This is a genomic window from Parabacteroides sp. CT06, from assembly GCF_002257605.1.
Classification (GTDB): domain Bacteria; phylum Bacteroidota; class Bacteroidia; order Bacteroidales; family Tannerellaceae; genus Parabacteroides; species Parabacteroides distasonis.
Window position 1 is genome coordinate 1,938,043 of record NZ_CP022754.1, and the last position, 15,125, is coordinate 1,953,167.

The window sequence follows — 15,125 nt, forward strand, 5'->3', positions numbered from 1 at the left end:
TTTTAGTTGATTGAATGAAAAAGGTATCGCTTTTTCGCACTGCGTTTCGCACTACTATATATAAGTATATTAGGAAAGATAAGAAAAAAAGAAGAGGCGACGTCACGTCGCCGTTTTTTCCCTTTAAAACACACAATAGTGTTCACGGTTGAATACAATAATGTTCGCCGCCAAACACAATAGTGTTCGTGGCTAAACACAATAGTCTTTAAATGAAAAATATAGTTGTATTTTTATTGCTTTTTCGGAGCGGAAACCTTGCTTTCTCCGAATGTTTTCGCTATATTTGCATATTTATTATGAAATATTGAGATACAGCATGATAGACATCAACAAGATACCCTCGCCTTGCTATGTGATGGAGGAGAAATTACTGAGAAACAACCTGTCCTTGATCAAGAGCGTAAAAGAACGTGCGGGAGTGAATATCATATTGGCTTTTAAGGCTTTCGCTTTATGGAAAGCGTTCCCAATCGTACGTGAGTACATTCCTTTTTCGACAGCGAGCTCTAAATTCGAGGCCCAGTTGGCCTTCGAGGAGATGGGAAGTCCGGCGCATACCTATTCCCCGGCTTATACGGAGGCTGATTTCCCGTTGATCTTGAGATACAGTAGTCATGTCACGTTCAACTCGCTCTCTCAGTTCCATCGTTTTTATCCGATGGTGCGGGCGGATGGTAACCGGGTGTCTTGTGGATTGCGGATCAATCCGGAATACTCGGACGTGGAGACGGACCTGTATAATCCTTGCGCCCCGGGTTCCCGGATGGGGGTGACCGGCGACTTGCTGGGAGATAAGCTGCCGGAGGGTATCGAGGGGCTGCATTTCCATACCTTGTGTGAGTCTACCTCCTATGATCTGGAGCGGACACTGGCCGAGGTGGAGAGGCGTTTCGGCCGTTTCCTGCCTCACGTCAAGTGGCTGAATATGGGAGGCGGCCATCTGATGACCCGTAAGGGCTACGACGTGGAGCATTTAATCGCTTTGCTGAAAGGCTTTAAGGAAAGATATCCGAACTTGGAGTTGATCATGGAGCCGGGTAGCGCCTTCGCTTGGCAGACCGGGTTCTTGCTGACAACCGTGGTGGACATCGTGGAGAACCACGGTATCAAGACGGCGATTATCGACGCCTCGTTCACCTGCCATATGCCGGATTGCCTGGAGATGCCCTACAAGCCGGCTATCCGTTTCGCCACGGATGCCGTGGAGGGGAAACCTACGTACCGGATCGGGGGGAATAGCTGTTTAAGCGGTGATTATATGGGGGATTGGTCGTTCGACAAGCCTTTGGAGATCGGCGACAAGCTGATTTTCGAGGATATGATCCACTACACGATCGTGAAAACGAATATGTTCAACGGCATCCCGCATCCTTCCTTAGCCCTTTGGAGCAAGGACGACCAGCTGGTGATGTACCGTACGTTCGGCTATGAGGATTATAAGAACAGGATGGATTAAAAACAAGCAAAGGGAGGAATATGACCATGACAGCGAATGAGTTGAAATATACATACATGGAGGAAGCCATGAGTATCTTGGATAATGAGGAGCTTATGCGTAAGGCTTTATCGCTCTTGCGGAACTTAAAAGAGAAGACCTTCTCGCCTGCCAAGCGAAGCGAGCGGGAGGTGCTGGAAGAGGCTTTCCAGAGCGTAAAAGACTTGAAGGCGGGAAAAATAACCTCTCGCCCATTGGAGGATCTATTGAATGAGTTATAAGATTGAGGCATTACCGCCCTTCGCTAAGGAGGTGAAATATTTGGCGAAACGATATAAGTCGTTGAAAGAAGATATCCTAAGGTTGAGGGACGAACTGCTGGAGAACCCTTTGTCGGGAACGGATTTGGGAGGTGGCCTCCGTAAGGTCCGGATGTCCATCCGTTCGAAATCACAGGGTAAGAGAGGGGGAGCTCGGGTGATAACTTTTACGGTACTTGTCAGCGTTGATGAAGGAACAATTTATCTTGTGACGATGTATGATAAGAGCGAGATTGAGTCTATGTCCGTTAAGGAGATCCGGAAACTACTTGATAAGTGTGATTTGAAGTAAATAAAAACAGAAACAAAATAAATATGGGTATTTTTAGCTTTTTCAGTAAGGACAAGAAGGAAACCTTGGATAAAGGTCTGTCGAAGACGAAGGAGAGTGTTTTTTCCAAGATTACCAAGGCGATCGCCGGTAAGAGTAAGGTGGACGACGATGTGTTGGATAATTTGGAGGAAGTACTGATTACCTCGGATGTCGGTGTAGATACCACGTTGAAAATCATCGACCGTATCGAGAAGCGTGTGGCCCGTGACAAGTATGTCACCACCCAAGAATTGACCACCCTGCTGCGTGACGAGATCGCTAGCTTGCTGACAGAGAACAATACGGAGGATGCCGAGGGATTCGCGCTTCCGGAGGGCAAGAAACCCTACGTGATCATGGTTGTAGGCGTGAACGGGGTGGGTAAGACGACCACGATCGGTAAGCTGGCTTACCAGTTCAAGAAAGCCGGCAAGAAGGTCTATCTGGGCGCCGCCGATACGTTCCGTGCCGCCGCCGTGGAGCAACTAGTGATCTGGAGCGAGCGGGTAGGCGTACCTATCGTGAAGCAGAACATGGGCTCGGACCCCGCTTCCGTGGCTTTCGATACGCTGAGCTCCGCCAAGGCGAACGATGCCGACGTGGTGATTATCGATACTGCCGGACGTCTGCATAACAAGATCAACTTGATGAACGAGCTTACCAAGATCAAGAACGTGATGAAAAAGGTGATTCCGGACGCCCCCCACGAGATCTTGTTGGTATTGGACGGCTCTACCGGGCAGAACGCTTTCGAGCAAGCGAAACAATTTACCGCCGCCACCGAGGTGAACGCCTTGGCCGTGACCAAACTGGACGGTACAGCCAAGGGGGGTGTCGTGATCGGTATCTCCGACCATTTCCGTATCCCCGTGAAATATATCGGACTCGGCGAGGGGATGGAGGATTTGCAAGTATTCCGCAAACGTGAGTTTGTCAATTCGTTATTTGGAGAATGAGAAAAAATAAAGTAGATATTATTACGCTGGGGTGTTCGAAAAACCTAGTGGACTCGGAGCAACTTATGCGCCAATTCGTTGCCAATGGCTATACGGTAGAGCATGATCCCCATAAGATCAATGGCGAGATCGTGGTAGTGAATACCTGTGGTTTCATCGGCGACGCCCAAGAGGAATCTATCAATATGATCTTAGAACTGGGCGAACAAAAACAAAAAGGACGGATCGGGAAGCTCTTCGTGATGGGCTGCTTGTCGGAACGTTTCTTGAAAGATCTGGAGAAGGAACTTCCCGAGGTAGATCGTTTCTACGGGAAATTTAATTGGAAGGAGTTGATCTCCGATCTGGGCAAGTCGTACCATCAAGAGCTGGCTACGGATCGTGTGCTCACCACCCCGAGGCACTACGCTTACGTGAAGATCGGGGAGGGATGCAACCGTACTTGTTCTTACTGTTCGATCCCGATCATAACCGGGGCTTATCAATCCCGTCCGATGGACGAGATCGTAGACGAGGTTCGTGGCTTGGTCGCGCAAGGCGTAAAAGAATTCCAGATGATCGCCCAAGATCTTACGTTTTATGGCCTCGATCGCTATAAGCGAATGGCCTTGCCGGAACTGGTGGAGCGGGTATCCGACATCCCGGGCATGGAGTGGATTCGTTTGCATTACGGGTATCCGTCTCATTTCCCCTATGACCTGTTGCCGGTGATGCGTGAGCGTGATAACGTTTGCAAGTATATGGACATCGCCCTCCAGCATATCAGCGACCCGATGTTGAGGATGATGCGCCGCAATATCACGAAGGCCGAGACGTATGAGCTGCTGGAGCGTATGCGCCGGGAAGTGCCGGGCATCCATCTACGCACCACCTTGATGGTGGGTCATCCCGGCGAGACGGAGCATGATTTCGAGGAGTTGATCCGCTTCGTGAAAGATATCCGTTTCGAGCGTATGGGCGCTTTCGCTTATAGCCATGAGGAGGGTACCTATGCTTATCAGCATTATAAAGACGAGATCCCGCAGGAGGTGAAGCAAGACCGGCTGGATTACTTGATGCGTGTGCAAGAAGGCATCTCCGCCGACGTGAACGCCTCGAAAGTAGGGCAGACCTTTCGGGTGATCGTAGACCGGGAGGAGGAGGATTTCTACGTGGGACGTACGCAATACGACTCGCCCGAGGTAGATCCGGAAATATTGATTTCCAAGGATACTCCCTTGAGTCCGGGTAGCTTTTACCAAGTAAAGGTGATTGACGCACAAGCGTTTGATCTGTATGGTAAAGTGTTGAATTGATGTAAAAACTGTCAATATATTTGTCGGTTAACGAAAAAATAACTAATATAGCAGCACGAACTGTTATGGAATTAGATATGAAAAACAAGGAACTTATAACGGAATTGGCGAATCGCATGGATTGGACCTCGAAGGAGGTATCCGACATGCTTTCTGCGCTCAGTTCCGTCGTAAGTTCGAAATTAGTGGATAACGATACGATCTATCTGCAAGGCTTCGGCCAGTTCGAGGTGAAAAAGAAAGCGGAACGTATTTCCGTGAATCCGGCGAACGGGAAGCGATATCTGGTTCCCCCTAAATTAGTTCCCGTGTTCAAGCCCGGAACGACCGTGAAGAATCGTTTAAAGGAATTGGGTGATCATGAATAACCGGCTGAATATACAAGATTTAGCCGGTTTATTATCGGAGCGTACCGGCAAGGACAGAGGAGAGGTAGAGCGTTTCTTGAGAGATTTTATCTCGGTGGTATCCGAAGGGGTCTATACGGATAAGATCGTAAAAGTAAAGGGCTTGGGTACTTTCAAGATTATCTCTGTGGAGAAGCGGGAGAGTATCCACGTGAATACCGGTGAACGTTTCTTGATCCCCGAACATTATAAATTCTCTTTCCTGCCGGATAAAGACCTGCGGGAACAGGTAAACAAGCCTTTCTCTATCTTTGAGACGACAGAGATCAACGAGAACGTGGATTTCTCGGACATGGATGAGTCCGTAGAGGAGAAGGAAACGGAAGACGAGTCCGTGGAGGAGGTAATGCCGGATAAGGAAATCCCTTTGGCAAATACTCAGCCCAAAGAGAAGCCCGAACCGATACTAGAACCTGAACCTGAACCATTGCCTGAGCCAGAGCAAGCGTTTGATCCGGAGCCGTCATCGGTATCTGAACCGGAACGTGGATTGGAACCGGAACCGCCCGCGGAGCCATCTCCCATACCAGAGAGACCGGAAGAGCAAGCCCGTAGGAAACCGGAGGAAAAGGGGGTATTAATGATCGTCGCCTTTTTGATAATCGTAATCTCTGTATTCTTCTATCTGGGAAGAAATAATTGGAAACCGGCGCCTGCCCAAGAAGAGGTGATAACGGAAGCCAAGAATACGGCCAAGGACACGGTTCAAGAATCAGCTTGGATGCTTCATCCGGACTCGGTAGCGGAGAAGACCCCGCATACGGAACCGGAGCCTTATGTGGAACCGGCGCCAAAACCATTGGGGCAGGTGAAGATCAAGCATGGCGACCGCCTCACCGTGATCGCCTTGGAATATTATGGCAATAAATTATTCTGGGTGTATATTTACCAACATAATAAGGCTGTTATAAAAGACCCGAACAACGTCCCGATCGGTACCGTGATCGAGATACCCGCACCGGAATCGTATGGCATCGATGCCAAGAGCCGTGAGTCGCGGGAGAAAGCCGCCGCCCTACAAACAGAGATACTTGCCGGGGAGTAAGAGAAATCCCCCTTTTTTAAGTAAAATAAAACAAAACGAGGAAGTGTTGGTTAGTATTATTTAACTGCAAAAGTGAAGGATACGAATTTAACATTTCTAATTTTGTGCATCCTAAAAAATCAACGTAAAATTGGGACAATATAATAACAATATAATAGAATAAATCTTATGAGTCAGACAGTAGACATTCGTGAGTTGAATGAGCGAATTGAAAGTAAAAGCTCGTTTGTGAACATGATTACGATGGGTATGGACAAAGTAATCGTCGGACAAAAGCATTTGGTTGAATCCTTGTTGATCGGTTTGCTTTCGGACGGACATATCCTGTTGGAAGGTGTGCCGGGTTTGGCTAAGACACTTGCCATTAAAACATTGTCGTCGTTGATCGACGCTAAATACAGCCGAATCCAGTTCACCCCGGACTTACTTCCGGCCGATGTGATCGGTACGATGATTTACAGTCAGAAAAGCGAAGAGTTCCAGGTAAAGCAAGGCCCGATCTTCGCTAATTTTGTGTTAGCGGACGAGATCAACCGTGCCCCGGCGAAAGTACAGAGTGCCTTGTTGGAGGCCATGCAGGAGCGTCAGGTCACGATCAGCGAGCATACCTACAAGTTGCCGAAGCCTTTCTTGGTAATGGCTACCCAGAACCCGATCGAGCAGGAGGGTACGTACCCGTTGCCTGAGGCGCAGGTAGACCGTTTCATGTTGAAGGTGATCATCAATTATCCGAAGAAGGAGGAAGAGAAATTAATCATACGCCAGAATATATCCGGAGAACGTCCGGAGATCAAGCCGATCTTGACGAAAGAGGAGATCCTCGACGCCCGTAACGTGGTTCGTGAGGTTTATTTGGACGAGAAGATCGAGCGTTACATCGTGGATATCGTCTTCGCTACCCGTTTTCCGGCTGAGGCTGGTTTGCCGAACTTGGCGAGCATGATCTCTTTCGGCGCTTCCCCTCGTGCGTCTATCAACTTGGCGTTGGCCGCCCGTGCGTACGCTTTCATCAAGCGTAGGGGCTATGTGATCCCGGAGGATATCCGTGCGGTATGCCACGACGTGATGCGCCATCGTATCGGCTTGAGTTATGAGGCCGAGGCGAACAACTTGACTTCAGAGGAGGTAATCAGCGAGATCTTGAATAAAGTAGAAGTTCCTTAAATGGAGACAAGTGAATTATTAAAAAAGGTCCGCCGTATCGAGATAAAGACCCGTGGTCTTTCCCGTAACATCTTCGCCGGCCAGTACCATTCGGCTTTCAAGGGCCGTGGTATGGCGTTCAGCGAGGTAAGGGAATATCAATACGGCGATGATATCCGGGATATCGACTGGAACGTCACCGCCCGCTACGTCCGCCCCTACGTCAAGGTGTTCGAGGAGGAGCGTGAGCTGACGGTGATGCTGCTGATCGACGTGTCCGGTAGCCGTGACTTTGGCTCCGTCAACGTCATGAAGAAGGAGGTGATCACCGAGATCGCCGCTACCTTGGCTTTCTCGGCGATACAGAACAACGATAAGATCGGCGTGGTGTTCTTCTCGGACAAGATCGAGAAGTTTATCCCGCCCCAGAAAGGAAAGAAACATATCTTATATATCATCCGGGAGCTGATCGATTTCCATCCCGAGGAGACGAGAACGGATATCAGCCAAGTGTTGAAATACTTGACCAACGCCATCAAGAAGCGTTGCACGGCTTTCCTCATTTCCGATTTTATCGATAAGGAGGGTTTCAAGGACGCCCTGACGGTGGCCAACCGCAAGCATGACATGGTAGCCATTCAGGTGTACGACCGTCGTGAGACCGAGCTTCCCGCCGTAGGCCTTATGAAGATCAAGGACGCCGAGACCGGGAAGGAGCAATGGATAGACAGTTCCTCCGCCCGTGTGCGCGCGGCCTATAAGGAATGGTGGGAGAAACGGCAGGCGAAGATGAGCGATACGTTCAAGAAATGCCGTGTAGACTCCGTATCTGTCCGTACCGAGGATGATTATGTGAAAGCATTGATTGCTCTTTTTGACAAACGTAATTAAAGCAAGCAGATGAAATTGATAAAGAAAAGTATCCTGTTTCTGGTCGCCGCCGCTTCCCTCGTGGGGGGAAGGGCATATGCGCAAAGGCCGTTGATCGATGTCGCTATCGACTCGGCCGCCATATTGATCGGAGAGCAGACTACCTTGCACCTTACGGTAACGGCGGATAAGGATCGCCCCGTGCAGATCGTGATCCCGAACGATACCTTGATGACGGGGGTGGAGGTACTGAACCTCTCCAAGGCGGACTCCACGGAGATCGAGAACGACCGGCTCGTTATCAAGCAGGATGTATTGATTACCTCGTTTGACTCGTCACTCTATCTGTTGCCTCCGTTGAAGGTGATAGACGGGGTGGATACCGTATATTCCAACCAAGTCGCCTTGAAGGTCTCCACGATTCCCGTGAACGCGGACAAGCCGGAGGAGTTCAACGACATCAAGACCGTATGGAAGCCACCTTTCGTATGGGCCGATTATTATCCGATCATTTACGGGATCTTGCTGGCCCTGTTCTTGATTTGCGTGATCGCCTATATCGTGAAACGGATCCGTGCGAAGAAGTCGTTGATCCCATTCAAGAAAGAGGAGCCGAAACTTCCGCCTCACGAGCAGGCCATCAAGGAACTGGATGAGATCAAGCAACAGAAACTCTGGCAGCAAGGACGAAGCAAGGAGTATTACACCTTGATCACGGATACGCTGCGTAAGTATATCGAGGAACGTTTCGGTATCAATGCCATGGAGATGACTTCCGGTGAGATCTTGGACCTGATCCGCAAGAACTCCGAGGCGCAGAGCGTGTACGATAACTTGAGGCAGATTCTGCAATTGGCCGACTTCGTGAAATTCGCCAAGATGAACCCGCTGCCGGATGAGAATGATTTGAGTATGATGAACGCGTATTTGTTCGTGAACCAGACGAAGGAGGAGGAGATGGTGGAGCTGGTTGACAGTCCCCTGTCAGATGAGCTGACAGCCTCGGGTCAAGAGGAGCGACAGCCTGCTGTCAAAGCCGTTGACAGCCCTCTGTCAAATGAGCCGGTAGCCCCGTGTCAAGACGACTTGACACGCTATCAGCCCAAGTCTACGAACGATACAACTAATTTAAAGGATTAAGAGATGGTATTTGCGAATCCTAATTATTTATATTTATTGTTGTTGCTCATCCCGATGATCGGATGGTACGTCTACAAGCTGAGCAAGAGTCAGGCCAGCTTGCAGGTCTCCTCGTCGGAGGCGTTCGAGGCGCCGGGAGCGGTATCATGGATCGTGTACTTGCGTCACGTGCCTTTCGTGTTGCGTATGGTAGCGGTAGCGCTGCTGATCGTGATCTTGGCCCGTCCGCAATCCACGAATAGTTGGTCCAATTCTTCCACGGAAGGTATCGATATCATGTTGGCGATGGATATCTCGGGGAGTATGCTGGCGCAAGACTTGAAACCGAACCGCTTGGAGGCGGCGAAGGATGTGGCCGCGTCGTTCATCAACGGCCGTCCGAACGATAACATCGGTCTCGTGGTCTTTTCTGCTGAGAGCTTTACGCAATGCCCGTTGACAACCGATCATACGGTCTTGCTGAACCTCTTCAAGGATATCCAAAGCGGTATGATCCAAGACGGAACGGCAATTGGGTTGGGCTTGGCGAATGCCGTGAGCCGTATTAAGGACAGCCACGCTAAGTCGAAGGTGATTATCCTTCTGACCGATGGTTCGAACAACGCCGGCGAGATCGCTCCGGTTACCGCTGCCGAGATCGCCAAGACGTTCGGCGTGCGTGTCTATACGATCGGAGTCGGAACGAAAGGCATGGCGCCGTATCCGTTCCAGACCGCTTTCGGCGTGCAGTACCAGAATATACCGGTAGAGATCGACGAGGCTACGTTGAAGCAGATCGCCTCTACCACGGGAGGGCAATATTTCCGTGCTACGGACAACGCCAGCCTGAAGGAGATCTATTCCGAGATCGACCAGATGGAGAAGACCAAGATCAGCGTACAAGAGTACAGCAAGAAGCAGGAGGAGTATAAGAACTGGGCCTTGCTGGTGTTCGCCCTGTTGCTGGTGGAGATCTTATTGAGAAATACATTGTTGAGAAATATACCATAAAGATAAAAGGCTTATGTTTCGATTTGCGCATCCGGACTTTTTATATTTGCTTTTTCTCCTTCCCGCGTTGGTGGCGTTCTACGTGTACGCCATGATCGTGAAGAAGAAAGCGATAAAGAAATACGGTAACCCTACGTTGTTGGCCGAGTTGATGCCCGAGGTATCGACCAAGCGCCAGCATCTGAAGTTTTGGCTGTTGTTCGGAGCCATTACCATGGTTATCTTTATTATAGCGGGGCCTCAATTCGGCTCGAAACTGGAGACGGTGAAGCGTCAGGGAGTAGAGATCATGGTGTGTCTGGACGTATCCAACTCCATGTTGGCCGAGGACGTGTCGCCCAACCGTTTGGATAAGGCCAAACAGATGCTATCCCGATTGACGGACGGCTTTACGAATGATAAGGTAGGCTTGATCGTGTTCGCCGGCGACGCTTTCACGCAGTTGCCGATCACCTCGGATTATATCTCCGCCAAGATGTTCTTGTCCTCTATCAACCCGTCGATGGTCTCTACGCAAGGTACGGCGATCGGTGCCGCCATCAACTTGGCCGCCCGTTCCTTTACCCCGGACGAGACGACCGATAAGGCGATCATCTTGATCACCGACGGCGAGAACCATGAGGACGACGCTATCGGTGCCGCCAAAGCCGCCGCCGAGAAGGGCATCCACGTGAACATCGTGGGAATGGGTGATCCGAAAGGTTCTCCGATCCCCATCCAAGGAAGCAATAATTATATGAAGGATAAGGACGGAAACGTGGTGATCACGAAGCTGAATGAGCAGATGGGTCAAGAGATCGCCGCCGCCGGAAACGGTATGTACGTACGTGCGGACAATACGAACTCCGCCTTGAAAGCCCTTCAGAAAGAAATCGAGAAAATGAACAAGACGGAGCTGGATAGCAAGGTCTATTCCGAGTATGACGAGCAGTTCCAGATTTTCGCTTGGATAGCTTTGTTCCTCTTGATCGCCGATTTCATGACCTTGGATCGTAAGAACCGTATATTTAGGAAAGTAAAATTATTCTCTTAATTCGACGAAGTGATGAGACGTATATATAAATCTATGATATGGGTATCGGTCTTGGCGCTCAGCGCTGGGGCGGTCTCTGCCCAGAAAGCGGAACGGAAGAACGTGCGTGAGGGGAATAAGCTTTATGAGAGCGAGAAATACACCGAGTCCGAGATCGCTTATCGCAAGAGCTTGGAGGTGAATCCCCGCTCTACGGAAGGAACCTATAATCTGGGGAATTCCCTATACAAGCAAGGCAAGTTCCCCGAGGCCGCCGAGCAATATCAATTGATCGCCGGGCAAGGGGAGAAGATGGTGGCTACGCCGGAAGGGAAGGCACGCTTGTCGGAGGTGTATCATAATATGGGGAATATCTTCATGCAGAACAAGGATTACGGTAAGGCCGTGGAGGTGTATAAGCAATCGCTTCGCTTGAATCCGAAAGATGACGAGACCCGTTATAACTTGGCCTTGGCCCAGAAACTGCTGTCGGATCAGCAGAATCAGGATCAGAGCCAAGATCAACAGAACGACGACAAGCAGGAGAACAAGGATCAGAAGGACGATCAGCAGCAACAGCAACAACAACAGCCGCAAGACGACCAGAAGCAGGATAAGACCCAAGAGCAACAGCAATCCAACGAGCAAATGAGCAAGGACAATGCCCAGCAGATGTTGGACGCCTTCCTGCAAGACGAGAAAGACACCCAAGAGAAGGTGAAGAAGGCGCAGATGCAGCAGCAACAACGCCGGAAGAGCGAGAAGGAGTGGTAAACTGGATAATTAACGAAAAAATGAGATACACAATGAGGAAATTAATTTTCTTATTCATCCTGATGTTAACGGTAGGGGTGGCGACAAAGGCCGCGGATGTGACCTTCAAGGCCTCGGCGCCCCAAGCGGTGGTAATGGGAGAGCAGTTTCGCTTGACTTTCACCGTCAATGCCGAAGGCAGGGATTTGAGAGTACAGGAGATGCCAGACTTTGACGTATTAATGGGTCCCTCCCAATCCACCTCCTATAGCAGTAGCTGGGTGAACGGGAAGAGTACCAGCGAGACAACCGTTACGTATACGTATGTCTTGATGCCGAAGAAGGAAGGTACGTTTAATATCGCTCCGGCAACGATCAAGGTGAACGGCTCTAATTATACATCGAATGGCTTGGCCATCAAGGTGCTTCCTGCTGATAAGGCGGGTAAGCAAGAGGCGGAGACAACGACGGCGAGCGGGGCGATCTCTAACGATCGGCTGTTCGTGAAGATGGACGTATCCAAACGAAGCGTGTTCGAGCAAGAAGGTTTCTTGGTGACTTTCAAGGTCTATTCCTTGGAAAATTTCTCGATTACGGGATTGAAATACCCGGAGTTCGAGGGTTTCTTGGTACAAGAGGTTGAGTTGCCGCAAGAGAAACAACTGACCTTGGAAAACTACAACGGGCGTAACTACCAGTCGGCCGTAATGCGTCAAGTGATCCTGTATCCCCAACGTTCCGGTAAGATCACGATCGAAGGTGGAAAGTATGATGCCGTGGTGCGTGTCCGTATGCAACAAGCGGGCGGCGGTAGCATCTTCGATAGTTTTTTCGACTCGTATCGGGATGTGAGCAAGGTGTTGACCACTTCTCCGGTTACTATCGACGTGAAGCCTTTGCCCTCCGGTAAGCCCGCTTCTTTCTCCGGTGCCGTAGGTACGTTCTCCATGACGGCTGATATCAGCTCGAACAACGTCAAGACAGACGAGGCTGTAACCATAAAGGTGAAAATCACGGGTAACGGAAACGTGAAGTTGGTGAAGAATCCGGAAGTGGTTTTCCCGAACGATTTCGATGTCTACGATCCGAAAGTAGAGATGGACATCAAGACCACGACCGCCGGTGTCAGTGGAAGCAAGACGATCGAATATATGGCGATACCCCGTTACGCAGGTGATTTCGAGATCCCGGCGATCGCTTTCTCCTATTTCGATATCAAGTCCGGTTCGTACAAGACCATCAAGTCCGAGCCTTATAAGTTGCATGTGGAGCAAGGTAAGGGCGGTAGCGGTTCTTCCCCGGTCGTATCGAACTTTAGTAATAAAGAGAGCGTGAAATACTTAGGCAAGGATATCCGTTACTTGAAGACGAAAGATTTCTCCTTTATCGAGGGAGGTGATGGTATTTTCTTCGGTTCCTTTATGTATTATCTTTGCTATATCGTACCAGCTATCTTGTTTATCGTATTCTTCTTTATTTATCGTAAGCAGGTGAAGGAAAACGCCGACATCGCCTTGGTTCGTACCAAGAAGGCGAACAAGATGGCGGTTAGACGTCTGAAGAACGCTGGCAAGCTGATGAAAGAGAATAAGAAGGAAGAATTCTACGACGAGGTGCTGCGTGCGTTGTGGGGCTATTTGAGCGATAAGCTGAGTATCCCGCAATCCGATCTGACCAAGGATAACGTAGAGATAGAATTGGCTAAATACGGTGTAGACGAATCCTTGACGAATGAGTTCATGGATATCTTGAATACTTGTGAGTTCGCTCGTTACGCTCCGTCCCAAGCGTCGGACGCTATGGATAAGTTGTATGAGCTGACGGTAGACGCTATTGGTAAAATGGAGAATACAATTAAAAAGTAAGAAGATGAAGATGACTATAAATTTAAGAAAGGTATTGTTTTTCTTATTGACTCTATGTCTGATAGGATCTGCTTATGCGCAAGATACCGCCTTGAAGGAGGCCGAGGTCGCTTACACGAAAGAAGATTACGCAAAGGCGATCGAGCTATATGAGGGAATCTTGAAGAGCAATGGCGAGTCTGCCGCCGTTTATTATAATTTGGGAAATACCTATTATAAGGCGGGTAAGATCGCTCCGGCTATATTGAACTACGAACGTTGTCTTCTGCTGGATCCGGGTGATAGCGATGCTCGCTTCAATTTACAGATGGCCCGTCAGAAGACCATCGATAAGATTGAGCCGGTTGGTGATTTCTTCTTGGTCAAATGGTTTAAGAGCGTGGAGAACCTCGGTTCCGCAGACTCTTGGGCGAAGACAGGTATCGTGTGCTTCCTGTTGTTTATCGGTTGCTTGATCTTGTTCTTTTTCTCTCGTTGGGTACGCTTGAAGAAGATCGGTTTCTATTTGGGTGTCCTATTTATTATCATGGTTGTTTTTGCCAATATATTCGCCAGCGACCAGAAGGATGAGATGATAAACCGTAAACACGCTATCGTATTCGCCCCGACCGTTACGGTGAAAAGCTCGCCTGACGCTAGCGGTACGGATCTTTTCGTATTACACGAGGGAACGAACGTGACCGTGAAGAGCACGCTCGGCGAATGGAGCGAGATTGAGCTTGAGGACGGGAACGTAGGATGGATGCCTAGTAAAGACATAGAAAAAATCTGATACATGCTAGAACAATTATTGGTTTGGGAACGTGATGCGTTCTTTATGCTTAACGGTAGCGACTCCGCTTTTTTAGATCGCTTTATGTGGATCTATTCAGGCAAGGCGGTTTGGCTACCGTTAGCCTTTTTTATATTGGTGGTATTGTGCTATAAGAAGAACTGGAAGGAGTGGTTGTTGATCTTATTGGCCATTGTCTTGACGATCACGTTATGCGACCAGTTCGCTTCGCATGTTTGTAAACCCATCTTCACCCGTTTCCGTCCGACTCATCACCCTGACTTTATGGATCAGGTAAGGGTGGTGTTCGGTTATCGGGGCGGTATGTATGGATTTATCTCCAGCCATGCGGCGAATGCTTTCGGCTTTGCGACCTTGATGGCGCTGATCTTCAGGAATAAACTATTCGGATGGACTATTTTCTTTTGGGCGATTTTGACTTCCTATACTCGTATTTATTTAGGAGTGCATTTTATCACGGATATTATTCCGGGAGCTTTATCCGGTCTGCTATTCGGGTATCTTGTATATCTGTTATACCACTATATAAGGCCTAAATTGATTCCGGCAGATTCTTGGGTATGTCCGGAGGCCATTTACTCGGATATCCGGAAACGCTGGATCACCTATGCGATTTGGTTGACCATCCTTTTAATAGCCCTATTTAATGAGCAATTGGTATCGTGCTTAATATAAGAGATTTTCGTTAAGTATGTCGTAAAGCATATTTGTTTTCAGCTCATTTTCTCAATAATAATTTGTTTCAATGCTATTAAATGACTAAGTTAGTGCCATAATATTAAACA

16 protein-coding genes are annotated in these 15,125 nt (G+C 49.1%); all 16 read left to right on the plus strand.

The window, feature by feature from the left end; genetic code table 11:
- The first annotated feature begins 319 nt into the window (after nt 1-319).
- The 16 genes from nspC to CI960_RS08475 all read left to right on the plus strand — a co-directional run bounded on the left by nspC (nt 320) and on the right by CI960_RS08475 (nt 15,015).
- A complete protein-coding gene (gene nspC / locus CI960_RS08400; RefSeq protein ID WP_005857258.1) occupies nt 320-1,459 on the plus strand; it encodes a carboxynorspermidine decarboxylase in 1,140 nt (379 codons plus the stop codon).
- A gap of 20 nt (nt 1,460-1,479) precedes the next feature.
- Nucleotides 1,480-1,719: a hypothetical protein gene (locus tag CI960_RS08405; protein ID WP_005857256.1), complete on the plus strand. Its 240-nt coding sequence runs from the start codon at nt 1,480-1,482 to the stop codon at nt 1,717-1,719.
- Nucleotides 1,709-2,050: a toxin RelE gene (locus CI960_RS08410; protein ID WP_005857254.1), complete on the plus strand. Its 342-nt coding sequence runs from the start codon at nt 1,709-1,711 to the stop codon at nt 2,048-2,050. Before CI960_RS08405 ends, CI960_RS08410 begins: the two co-directional genes overlap by 11 nt.
- A gap of 23 nt (nt 2,051-2,073) precedes the next feature.
- Nucleotides 2,074-3,027, plus strand: coding sequence for a signal recognition particle-docking protein FtsY (ftsY, locus tag CI960_RS08415; RefSeq protein WP_005857252.1), 954 nt, complete (start codon nt 2,074-2,076; stop codon nt 3,025-3,027).
- Nucleotides 3,024-4,322, plus strand: a complete 1,299-nt coding sequence (rimO, locus tag CI960_RS08420) for a 30S ribosomal protein S12 methylthiotransferase RimO (protein WP_005857250.1) — start codon at nt 3,024-3,026, stop codon at nt 4,320-4,322. Before ftsY ends, rimO begins: the two co-directional genes overlap by 4 nt.
- A 77-nt stretch (nt 4,323-4,399) precedes the next feature.
- Nucleotides 4,400-4,690 carry an HU family DNA-binding protein gene (locus CI960_RS08425; protein ID WP_008778384.1) on the plus strand — a complete coding sequence of 97 codons (291 nt, stop codon included), beginning with the start codon at nt 4,400-4,402 and terminating at the stop codon, nt 4,688-4,690.
- Nucleotides 4,683-5,774, plus strand: a complete 1,092-nt coding sequence (locus CI960_RS08430; RefSeq protein WP_005857245.1) for an HU family DNA-binding protein — start codon at nt 4,683-4,685, stop codon at nt 5,772-5,774. Before CI960_RS08425 ends, CI960_RS08430 begins: the two co-directional genes overlap by 8 nt.
- A gap of 168 nt (nt 5,775-5,942) precedes the next feature.
- On the plus strand, nt 5,943-6,938 hold the full coding sequence (locus tag CI960_RS08435; RefSeq protein ID WP_005857243.1) for a MoxR family ATPase: 996 nt from the start codon (nt 5,943-5,945) through the stop codon (nt 6,936-6,938).
- Nucleotides 6,939-7,808 (plus strand): DUF58 domain-containing protein, encoded by an 870-nt coding sequence (locus tag CI960_RS08440; protein ID WP_005857241.1) that lies wholly within the window; start codon nt 6,939-6,941, stop codon nt 7,806-7,808. It abuts the gene before it with no gap.
- A 9-nt stretch (nt 7,809-7,817) separates the two neighbouring features.
- A complete protein-coding gene (locus CI960_RS08445; protein WP_005857239.1) occupies nt 7,818-8,927 on the plus strand; it encodes a hypothetical protein in 1,110 nt (369 codons plus the stop codon).
- 3 nt (nt 8,928-8,930) lie between these two features.
- Nucleotides 8,931-9,917, plus strand: coding sequence for a VWA domain-containing protein (locus CI960_RS08450; RefSeq protein WP_005857237.1), 987 nt, complete (start codon nt 8,931-8,933; stop codon nt 9,915-9,917).
- A gap of 13 nt (nt 9,918-9,930) precedes the next feature.
- Complete coding sequence (locus tag CI960_RS08455) at nt 9,931-10,950, plus strand: VWA domain-containing protein (RefSeq protein ID WP_005857235.1); 1,020 nt, start codon at nt 9,931-9,933, stop codon at nt 10,948-10,950.
- A gap of 12 nt (nt 10,951-10,962) precedes the next feature.
- The gene (locus tag CI960_RS08460) at nt 10,963-11,703 is read left to right on the plus strand and encodes a tetratricopeptide repeat protein (protein WP_005857233.1); all 741 of its coding nucleotides are present in this window, start codon (nt 10,963-10,965) and stop codon (nt 11,701-11,703) included.
- A 32-nt stretch (nt 11,704-11,735) separates the two neighbouring features.
- Nucleotides 11,736-13,547, plus strand: coding sequence for a BatD family protein (locus CI960_RS08465; protein ID WP_005857231.1), 1,812 nt, complete (start codon nt 11,736-11,738; stop codon nt 13,545-13,547).
- Between the two features lie 4 nt (nt 13,548-13,551).
- The gene (locus tag CI960_RS08470) at nt 13,552-14,319 is read left to right on the plus strand and encodes a tetratricopeptide repeat protein (protein WP_005857229.1); all 768 of its coding nucleotides are present in this window, start codon (nt 13,552-13,554) and stop codon (nt 14,317-14,319) included.
- A gap of 3 nt (nt 14,320-14,322) precedes the next feature.
- Nucleotides 14,323-15,015: a phosphatase PAP2 family protein gene (locus CI960_RS08475; RefSeq protein WP_005857227.1), complete on the plus strand. Its 693-nt coding sequence runs from the start codon at nt 14,323-14,325 to the stop codon at nt 15,013-15,015.
- Nucleotides 15,016-15,125: the final 110 nt, after the last annotated feature.

Coding starts and splice junctions, on each gene's coding strand:
- CI960_RS08425 (WP_008778384.1), top strand. CDS start 4,400: ATGAAAAACAAGGAACTTATAACGGAATTGGCGAATCGCATGGATTGG.
- CI960_RS08405 (WP_005857256.1), top strand. CDS start 1,480: ATGACCATGACAGCGAATGAGTTGAAATATACATACATGGAGGAAGCC.
- CI960_RS08410 (WP_005857254.1), top strand. CDS start 1,709: ATGAGTTATAAGATTGAGGCATTACCGCCCTTCGCTAAGGAGGTGAAA.
- CI960_RS08455 (WP_005857235.1), top strand. CDS start 9,931: ATGTTTCGATTTGCGCATCCGGACTTTTTATATTTGCTTTTTCTCCTT.
- CI960_RS08445 (WP_005857239.1), top strand. CDS start 7,818: ATGAAATTGATAAAGAAAAGTATCCTGTTTCTGGTCGCCGCCGCTTCC.
- CI960_RS08430 (WP_005857245.1), top strand. CDS start 4,683: ATGAATAACCGGCTGAATATACAAGATTTAGCCGGTTTATTATCGGAG.
- nspC (WP_005857258.1), top strand. CDS start 320: ATGATAGACATCAACAAGATACCCTCGCCTTGCTATGTGATGGAGGAG.
- CI960_RS08460 (WP_005857233.1), top strand. CDS start 10,963: ATGAGACGTATATATAAATCTATGATATGGGTATCGGTCTTGGCGCTC.
- CI960_RS08465 (WP_005857231.1), top strand. CDS start 11,736: ATGAGGAAATTAATTTTCTTATTCATCCTGATGTTAACGGTAGGGGTG.
- CI960_RS08435 (WP_005857243.1), top strand. CDS start 5,943: ATGAGTCAGACAGTAGACATTCGTGAGTTGAATGAGCGAATTGAAAGT.
- CI960_RS08475 (WP_005857227.1), top strand. CDS start 14,323: ATGCTAGAACAATTATTGGTTTGGGAACGTGATGCGTTCTTTATGCTT.
- ftsY (WP_005857252.1), top strand. CDS start 2,074: ATGGGTATTTTTAGCTTTTTCAGTAAGGACAAGAAGGAAACCTTGGAT.
- rimO (WP_005857250.1), top strand. CDS start 3,024: ATGAGAAAAAATAAAGTAGATATTATTACGCTGGGGTGTTCGAAAAAC.
- CI960_RS08450 (WP_005857237.1), top strand. CDS start 8,931: ATGGTATTTGCGAATCCTAATTATTTATATTTATTGTTGTTGCTCATC.
- CI960_RS08440 (WP_005857241.1), top strand. CDS start 6,939: ATGGAGACAAGTGAATTATTAAAAAAGGTCCGCCGTATCGAGATAAAG.
- CI960_RS08470 (WP_005857229.1), top strand. CDS start 13,552: ATGAAGATGACTATAAATTTAAGAAAGGTATTGTTTTTCTTATTGACT.